This is a genomic window from Delftia sp. ZNC0008 (assembly GCF_000799035.1).
Classification (GTDB): domain Bacteria; phylum Pseudomonadota; class Gammaproteobacteria; order Burkholderiales; family Burkholderiaceae_C; genus Comamonas; species Comamonas tsuruhatensis.
The window spans coordinates 1-1,976 of the sequence record NZ_JTKZ01000882.1 but is presented as its reverse complement, the minus strand read 5'-3'; the positions used below and the strand labels follow the sequence as shown (position 1 = coordinate 1,976).

At 69.0% G+C, this 1,976-nt stretch carries 2 protein-coding genes; both read right to left on the bottom strand.

From position 1 onward, the window contains the following. Window positions 1-73 precede the first annotated feature (73 nt). Window positions 74-862, bottom strand: coding sequence for a PP2C family protein-serine/threonine phosphatase (locus L995_RS28315; RefSeq protein WP_046240040.1), 789 nt, complete (start codon window positions 860-862; stop codon window positions 74-76). Continuing rightward, window positions 859-1,976: type VI secretion system-associated FHA domain protein TagH (tagH, locus tag L995_RS34765; protein ID WP_047474709.1), on the bottom strand; the 1,118-nt coding region annotated here is incomplete at its 5' end. The genes L995_RS28315 and tagH, both read right to left, overlap by 4 nt.

Sequence of the window (1,976 nt, the reverse complement as noted above, 5' to 3'; positions counted from 1 at the left end):
CCGCGTCGCCTGACGGCGCGCTTGCGGTACATGCGGTGCATGCGATTTCCACATGGCTTCTCCTGTCTCGATATCAGTCATTGGTGTCACGCGGGCAGATCCACACCGTCAGCGCGCTGAGGTTGTCCTGGTGCGGATTGCCGCTGGATACGACGCGGCCGACCATGCGCTGTATCCATTCGTCGGGGCGCTGGCTCGCGGCCAGCAGCTGCTCCATTTCCGACTCGTGCATGCCCTCCCAAAGGCCGTCCGAGCACAGCAAAAAGACATCGCCGGGCTCCAGGGCCACGGCGGCGGAGCGGATGCTGGGCGGCACCTGGCCTTCGGCACCGATGGCGCCGGCCAGGACGTTGCGGTTGGGCAGGCGGCGCGGGTCGTTCTCTTCGTACAGGCCGGCGTGCAGCAGCTGCTGCACCAGGCTGTGGTCTTCGGTGCGCAGGTGCATGCGGCCTGCGCGGAACCAGTACAGGCGCGAGTCGCCCCAGTGCGCCCACAGGGCGCGGCCCTGCCCGGGGTCGATGCACAGCACCACCACGGTGGCGCTCATGTGCATGCGCGAGGCCGAGGTGGACTGCTGGCCGCTGACGCGGTGCTCCGCCTGGGAAATCAGGGAGGCCAGGCTGGCAGGGGCGAACAGCGGGTTCTCCCGGAAGCCCTCCAGCACGGCCTGGACCGTGAGCTGGGCGGCAAGTTCGCCATGCCCGTGCCCGCCAGCCCCATCGGCCAGGGTGCAGCACAGGCCGCCGGCGCCCAGGTCCATCAGGCCCATGGCGTCTTCGTTGCTGGAACGCCTGCCGCTGTGGGATGCGCTGGCCACCTGGATGCTGTAGCGGTGGCCGTCTCCGTCGAGGTAGGCGATCACGGCTGGCCTTTCACGGACTGCTCGGCGTTTTCGTAGGCCTCGACGAAGGTGCGGCCCGAGAAGGCCATCAGATCGTCCTCGGCATGGCGGCGCAGCACGTCGAAGTTGTGCTTGTAGTCGTCCCACAGCGCAGCCTTGCGGCCATTGGTCAGCAGCTTGTCCAGCAGGCCGGGGTTGGTTTCGGTGCGGCGCTCCAGCTCGGTCGGATCGAACCGGGTCAGGGCCTCGGCATAGGCGGCGCGGATGCCGGCCATCAGGGCCAGCTGGTGCACGTGCAGATCCTGGAAGGCGTCCTGCATGGCGGGCAGCGGCTTCATGAAGCCCGGGAAGGTCTGGTGGACCATCTGCATGAGCACGCCCTCGGAATTGGGCAGGAACTTGAGCGGATTGTTGGCGCCCGTGGCAATGATGGTGACGCCGGCACGGAACTCGCGCTTGATCTCGGAGCGCGCCGCCAGCAGGTCGATGGTGCCCTGCACGGCAATCCGCAGGGCTTCGCCGAAGGTGCGCATGAATTCGGGCGTGACCTCGAAATGGGTCTTGGCCGGGTTCAGGCCCGCGCCTTCCATGAAGGCCGTGGCCAGGGCCTGCAGGTCGGCGTGGGCGGCGCTGGCGGCGTTGGCGGCCGGCTGGGGCTGCACCGGAGCATCGACAGGCGCGGCGGTGCAGGGCAGGGTGCCGACGGGAATGGCGGCGGCGCCCTGGCCGAGGATGCTGGAGGCTGCGTTGAAGTGGGCGCTGGAGCTGGAGCTGGTGTTGGCGGGAGCGGCGGCAGCGCTTGCGGCAGAAACGATGGCTGGCGCAGCTTGGCCTGCGCCGGACTGGAAGATGTCCAGGTCCAGCCCGTTGGTGGGCAGCAGTCCGTCGAGCACGACGGGCTCGGCGGGGATTTCGGGGGCCGTCGCGGCAGCGGGGGCCGTGGCCATCGGTGCAGCAACTGGTGCAGCGGCAGGTAAGGGAGCTGGTACGGCAACTGGTACGGCAACTGGTACGGCAGTTGGTGCGGCCTGTACCTGTACAGGTTGCTGTGTCTGCGCTGCAGGCGCCAATGACTGCTCCAGGCCGGCCGGCTGGGCCGGCGCCGCTGCACCCTGCGCAGCAGGCTGCGCAGGCG